Origin of the sequence: Algorimicrobium echini (assembly GCF_900115185.1) — a bacterium.
Classification (GTDB): domain Bacteria; phylum Bacteroidota; class Bacteroidia; order Flavobacteriales; family Flavobacteriaceae; genus Algorimicrobium; species Algorimicrobium echini.
In genome coordinates, this window is the sequence record NZ_FOVN01000005.1 from 259,914 (window position 1) to 266,489 (window position 6,576).

General features: G+C 33.9%; 4 protein-coding genes and 2 rRNA genes. 1 reads left to right on the plus strand and 5 read right to left on the minus strand.

What is annotated here, in order from left to right:
- A complete protein-coding gene (locus BM239_RS12470) occupies positions 1-1,227 on the minus strand; it encodes a Glu/Leu/Phe/Val dehydrogenase dimerization domain-containing protein (RefSeq protein ID WP_092209116.1) in 1,227 nt (408 codons plus the stop codon).
- 91 nt (positions 1,228-1,318) lie between these two features.
- Complete coding sequence (locus tag BM239_RS12475; RefSeq protein ID WP_092209118.1) at positions 1,319-2,374, minus strand: anhydro-N-acetylmuramic acid kinase; 1,056 nt, start codon at positions 2,372-2,374, stop codon at positions 1,319-1,321.
- Between the two features lie 92 nt (positions 2,375-2,466).
- Between BM239_RS12475 and BM239_RS12480 the strand changes: the two genes are divergently transcribed.
- The gene (locus BM239_RS12480; protein WP_092209120.1) at positions 2,467-3,609 is read left to right on the plus strand and encodes an acyl-CoA dehydrogenase; all 1,143 of its coding nucleotides are present in this window, start codon (positions 2,467-2,469) and stop codon (positions 3,607-3,609) included.
- Positions 3,610-3,666: 57 nt separating this feature from the next.
- Here BM239_RS12480 and BM239_RS12485 read toward each other — a convergent pair whose 3' ends face one another.
- From BM239_RS12485 to BM239_RS12495, 3 genes are all read right to left on the minus strand, one after another.
- Positions 3,667-6,099, minus strand: coding sequence for a helix-turn-helix domain-containing protein (locus BM239_RS12485; RefSeq protein WP_092209142.1), 2,433 nt, complete (start codon positions 6,097-6,099; stop codon positions 3,667-3,669).
- Positions 6,100-6,190: 91 nt separating this feature from the next.
- Positions 6,191-6,299 (minus strand): 5S ribosomal RNA (gene rrf / locus BM239_RS12490).
- Positions 6,300-6,426: 127 nt separating this feature from the next.
- A 23S ribosomal RNA gene (locus tag BM239_RS12495) occupies positions 6,427-6,576 on the minus strand; the annotation flags it as partial.

Below are 6,576 nucleotides of genomic sequence, written 5' to 3' on the forward strand. Positions count from 1 at the left end.
TTATACTAATTGGCCTAATGCTATTTCAAAGGCGGTTTTACTTATTTCTTTTTTTGAATTATTCTCGTTATAAACATTTTGTAATGCTTTTTTTATTATTTCAGATGTATCTTGAAAAATAGCTTCATCCGTCATTTGAACTCGGCGTTCCATGAAATAGGCAAACACGCGAGCCATACCACAATTGGATATAAAATCTGGTATTAAACTTACGCGTTCATCGGTATGTTCCATAATAGAACCGAAGAAAATTTCCTTATCAGCAAATGGTACGTTAGCTCCACAAGAAATAACTTCTAAACCACTATCAATCATAGTGTCTATCTGTTGTTGGGTAATTAAACGAGAGGCGGCACATGGTAAAAATATTTCAGTTTCAAGTTCCCAAACCTTCTCATTCATTTCATGAAATGGTATTAAATTCTCTTCACCGAGCGTGTTTCCAGATTTATTTAAAAATAAGTTCGTTATTTCTTCTGAAGTAAAGCCTTCTGCATTAATTAAACCACCAGCAATATCAATAATACCAACCACTTTTGCTCCCATTTTAGAAATATAAAAAGCGGCTGCTGCTCCAACATTTCCAAAACCTTGAACAACTACACGCTTGCCTTTTACGGTTCCTCCAAAAATATCATAATAATGCTTTACAGCTTCTGCAACACCAAAACCAGTAATCATATCAGCAACGGTATATTTTCGTGCAACGCTTGGCGAGTAGTTTGGATTTTCAATTACTTTTATCACACCCTGTCGCAACTGGCCAATTCGGTTAATTTTATCAGCTTGAGTTGGTTTAAAATGGCCTTCAAAAACACCTTCTTGCGGATGCCAAACACCACTCTCTTCTGTAATAGGAATTACTTCATGAATTTCATCAACGTTTAAATCTCCTCCCGTTCCATAATAACTTTTCAATAATGGTGATACAGCTTTATACCAACGTTCTAAAACACCCTTTTTTCGAGGGTCTTTAGGGTCGAAATTAATTCCTGATTTTGCACCTCCAATTGCTGGACCCGATACGGTAAACTTTACTTCCATGGTTTTAGCCAATGAAAGTACCTCGTTCATATCCAAACCTTTTCGCATTCGAGTGCCGCCACCTGCAGCGCCTCCTCGTAACGAGTTTATAACAGTCCAGCCTTCAGCTTCGGTTTCTGGATCTTTCCAATTGAATATAATTTCGGGTTCTTTATTTTCATACTTTTGAAGTAATTCTTTCATGTAACGGATTTATTTTTGATGGTCAGATACTTATTGTGTCACAACAAATATAAAAAACTAAAAAGTGCTAAATATTAATTTTACGATAATTTTAAGGGTGAAACATAATTCCTGAACAATGATTCTTCTTTGCACCAGTAACACTAGATAGAATATTCGTCTCCTTTCGAACTCTCAAAACTCCTAACAGACTGAATACTAAAGCTTCTTTAAAATCTACTAATTCAGAATCGGGAATGGTAATTTTAGAAAGGGTTTGTTTTTTTATTTCTTTTATCAAAAATAAATTGTAGGCGCCACCTCCCGTTATTAATGTTTTTCCATTTGGAATTTGAACACCTATTTGTTCAGCTACATGTACAGCAAAAGTTCTTAAAACATCTGGAATTGTTAATTGATAGGAATCAATACACGGAATAATATGTTCTTTTACCCATTCTAAACCTAAAGACTTTGGATTGGTTTTTTTATAAAACTCTAAATTATTTAACTCAGTTAGAAGTAAACTATTCACTTCACCAGAAGAAGCAATGTTTCCACAATCGTCAAAATCCAAACCCAAATTTGCTACATAATGGTTTAAAACAATATTAGCTGGACAAATATCGTAAGCAATACGTTTTCCATTTTTTTGAGTAGATACATTCGCAAATCCACCCAGATTTAAACAATATGTGTACTTTGAAAATAATAATTTGTCACCCATTGGAACTAAAGGAGCACCTTGACCTCCCAGTTTAACATCTTGCACTCTAAAATCACAAACAACAATTTGTTTTGTTAAGTCGGCTAACTTTTGATTATTTCCTATTTGGACGGTAACACCTTTTTTAGGTTCATGTAAAGCGGTATGGCCGTGTGAGCTAATAAAATCTAAATTCGTAATTTGATGTTTAGATATAAAAGTATTGATTATGGTTCCTAGGTACTGTGTATAAGACCTATCTGTTTCCTTTAGTTCAGCTTTTGATAATCCCAATAGATTTTTCAGTTTCTTAAACCATAATTCAGGATACGGAATTGTTTCGCAGTGTAAAAATTCATATTGCCATTTCTCATGTAATGTGATATTAACGTATGCTAAATCAATACCATCCAATGAGGTTCCTGACATGACACCTAACACATAATAAGAAGATTTTATCATATCCAGTAAAAATACTAATCATAATTGAAAAAATGCACTTAATACCTTATCTTTGCAATCATTTTTTATCAATTCAACAATTTCAAATTATTATGGATTTTACTCTTACCGAAGAACATATGATGATTCGCGACGCAGCGCGCGATTTTGCTCAAACAGAATTATTGCCAGGCGTTATAGAACGAGACAACAAACAAGAATTCCCACAAGATTTAGTAAAAAAAATGGGGGATCTTGGTTTTATGGGTATTATGGTAGATCCAAAATATGGTGGAAGTGGTATGGATGCTATTTCGTATGTACTCATTATGGAAGAGTTATCTAAAATTGATGCTTCTGCTTCTGTTATTGTATCTGTAAATAATTCATTAGTTTGTTATGGATTGGAATCTTATGGTACCGAAGAGCAAAAAGAAAAGTACTTAACAAAACTAGCTACTGGTGAGTTTGTTGGAGCATTTTGTTTAAGCGAACCAGAAGCTGGCAGCGATGCAACATCCCAAAAAACAACAGCCATCGATATGGGTGACCATTATGTTTTAAACGGTACTAAAAACTGGATTACTAGTGGAGGTCGTGCTGATGTATATTTAGTTATCGCTCAAACAGATAAAGAAAAGGGTCATCATGGAATTAATGCCTTTATTGTTGAGAAAGGCATGCCTGGTTTTGATGTTGGTCCTAAAGAAGATAAATTAGGAATTCGTGGTAGTGATACACATACATTACAATTTAATGATGTTAAAGTACCAAAAGAAAATAGAATTGGGGAAGATGGATTTGGTTTTAAATTCGCCATGAAAACATTATCAGGAGGGAGAATTGGCATTGCTGCTCAAGCATTAGGGATTGCTTCTGGCGCTTATGAATTGGCTAAAAAATATAGTAAAGAGCGTAAAGCGTTTGGTACTGAAATTTGCAATCATCAGGCAATTGCCTTTAAAATTGCTGATATGGCCACTGAAATTGAAGCAGCTAGAATGTTAGTTATGAAGGCAGCTTGGGATAAGGATCAAGGTCATAATTATGATATGTCTAGCGCCATGGCAAAATTATACGCAAGTAAAGTAGCGATGGATACTACGGTTGAAGCTGTACAAGTTCATGGCGGAAATGGTTTTGTTAAAGAATACCATGTAGAACGTTTAATGCGAGACGCAAAAATCACACAGATTTATGAAGGCACTTCAGAAATTCAAAAAATAGTTATTTCTAGAGGTGTTTTAAGAGACTAATTCTTTTAACATTTACATATTAAAAATCCCGATGTACTTATTTACATTGGGATTTTTTTATTTAAATGATTCTAAAACAAGTCGTATTTCACCATAACTATATTTGTCATCCAATTGATGTTTTAAGTCGGATAAATTTTCAAATTCTTGTTTTGGTATCAATTTTTGCAATTCCTCATAATGTGAAACAGGCATTAAATCGGTAATTTTTATTTTTCCTGAAGGAATAAAGGTTACTAAATGACCAAAAATAGTGTTTTCATTCAATCCACGCTCATCCGCTATTTCTAAAATTGTTTTACCAGACTTAAACAAATTGTAGGATTGTAACTTGGTATCAACCTTTTTCACTTTCTTTTTCTCTGCCTTAAATTTGTCAGGTTGCTCTTCAAAATCAATATCATTTTCATAACAAAACTCTTTAATTACCTCTAGAATCGCAGACCCATATTTTTCAACACGAACTTTTCCCATGCCATCTATTTCCAATAATTCATTTTTGGAGGTCGGTAAGGTTTCACACATCGCATAAAGCGCCTTTTGTGTGAATATTTGGTAATGGATTAAATCGTTTTCTTGAGCAATTTCATTTCTCAAAACGCGTAACAATTCAAAAAGCTCCACATTGGTGGTACCATCTATAACTGTCTTTTTAAGTTTTTTAGGCTTTTCTTTGGCTAGAAAGACAGCTTTAGCTCGCAAATTTAAAAATAAAAGCGTTTTAAAACCACCTGCCAATTCCTTAAAGTATAAGGTTTTAGTTTCTAATAATTCTTCAATACTATCCAAATTTTTAATCAGATCTTTTTCCAAGGCTTGGTTATCCGTTGTAAAATTAAACGTCTTAAAAGCAGGATTTATAACAGTGTCTAATTCATTTTGAAAGTACAAAATTGCCTTTTTAAACCGTCCTTGAATTACATGACTACTTTCTGGTAAGCTTTCTACTTTTGAAATATTGTTTAATTGACTATTAAAACTGGTTCCTATTTTTAAAAGGTTAGTAATAGCATTTTTAACCGTTATTAAGGGCGCTTCAATTTTACCCTCAATACTACCACGATTTTTATAATAAATGTCTAAAATGCGGTTTATAGGATTTAAAAAATCATAAAAATTAAATACTTCAGATATTAAACCCAATTGAAAATGTCGTTGGGATAACTCCAATACAGTTTCATCAGGTTGATTCTCATTCGCCGATTCGTTAAACGAAATAACATGACTATCACTAATAATTTGATTAGAAGTAATTTTACTTTTTAAAACTAAACCTGACAAAGATTTACAACGACTTAAAGCCACATAGGTTTGTCCGTGAGCAAAAGCACCTTGGGCATCTATTATAGCTTTCTCGAAAGTCAAACCCTGGCTTTTATGAATAGTAATAGACCATGCCAAGCGCAATGGCATCTGACAGAAGGAACCAATTTTATCCTCGGTTATCGCATTCGTTTCTTTATTAACCGTATAATTAATATTGTCCCAAACCTCTTGGGTAGTAACAATATTAAATTCATCTTCCGGACAGCGTACAACCACTTCATCTTTATTCAATTTGATAATCTTACCAATTTTACCATTGAAATAACGCTTTTCTTGAGAACTATCATTCTTAGTAAACATGACTTGTGCCCCAACCTTTAAGACTAACTCCGCTTTGTTTGGGTATGCATGCTCTGGAAACTTACCCTTTATGTCCGCAACATATAATTGTGCTTTGGTATCTAAAGCATCTAATTCCTTTTTGTTGGTTTCTTCTGCTCTATTATTATGAGTGGTTAATTGAATAAAACCTTCGTCTGGATTAGGATTAAAATCCGGTTTATAGCATTTATTCAAAATAGTCTCACCCTCTTTGGACAATCGGTTATTTCTAATTTCGTTAAGAATAGTTATGAATTCCGGATTCTCCTGTCTATAAATATGCTTTAATTCTATTGTAATAGGCTGACATTGCTGATAAGCATAGCTACTAAAAAAAAAGCCATTTATATAATACTCTTTTAATAGAGACCATTCATGATCTTTGATCACTGGAGACAGTTGTTGCAAATCACCGATCATTAAAACCTGAACGCCGCCAAATATTTTATTCTTATTTCGGAAACGCCTTAAAGTTTTATCAATTCCATCCAGTAAATCGGCCCGAACCATACTAATTTCATCTATGATTAATAAATCCATAGACTTAATAATATTAATTTTGGTTTTACTGAATTTTCTATTGAAACCTTGTGAAGAATTCGTATCAGAACCTGGTAATATAGGGCCAAACGGTAATTGAAAAAAAGAATGAATGGTAACGCCTTTTGCATTTATAGCTGCTACACCGGTTGGCGCAACCACTACTGTCCGTTTAAGCGATTGATTTTTTAATTTATGAAGAAAGGTTGTTTTTCCTGTACCCGCTTTTCCCGTTAAAAAGATATTTCTATCAGTTTCGTTGACAAACTGCCAGGCAAGTTTTAATTCAGGATTTTCAGACACAAAACATCGGTTTAATTTCAAGTAAATATACGAAGTATAGAATCCATAAAACAAAAAAATCCCGATTCAAGTATTGAATCGGGATTCTTAAAAAAGGCGGCGACCTACTCTCCCACGAGATGCAGTACCATCGGCGCTAACGGGCTTAACTACTCTGTTCGGAATGGTAAGAGGTGAGCCCCGTCGCTATAACCACCTTAAGTTATAGCTGGAGTAATACGGTTTTAAGGTATTACTTTCAGCGTTCCGAACAATTCGGAACAGATATCTTAACATATTGAAAAAATTACATGAATGTGTTGTAAACTGATTATAAAAAAACAGGCGTACAATAAGCCTATGGGTTATTAGTACTACTCGGCTATGACATTACTGCCTTTACACCTATAGCCTATCAACGTGGTCATCTCCCACGACCCTTTAAAGAAATCTCATCTTGTGGTGGGTTTCGCGCTTATATGCTTTCAGCGCTTATCC

Bases quoted from the DNA above. Each gene is read 5' to 3' on its own strand.
- BM239_RS12470 (WP_092209116.1), bottom strand. From the start codon at position 1,227: ATGAAAGAATTACTTCAAAAGTATGAAAATAAAGAACCCGAAATTATA.
- BM239_RS12475 (WP_092209118.1), bottom strand. From the start codon at position 2,374: ATGATAAAATCTTCTTATTATGTGTTAGGTGTCATGTCAGGAACCTCA.
- BM239_RS12480 (WP_092209120.1), top strand. From the start codon at position 2,467: ATGGATTTTACTCTTACCGAAGAACATATGATGATTCGCGACGCAGCG.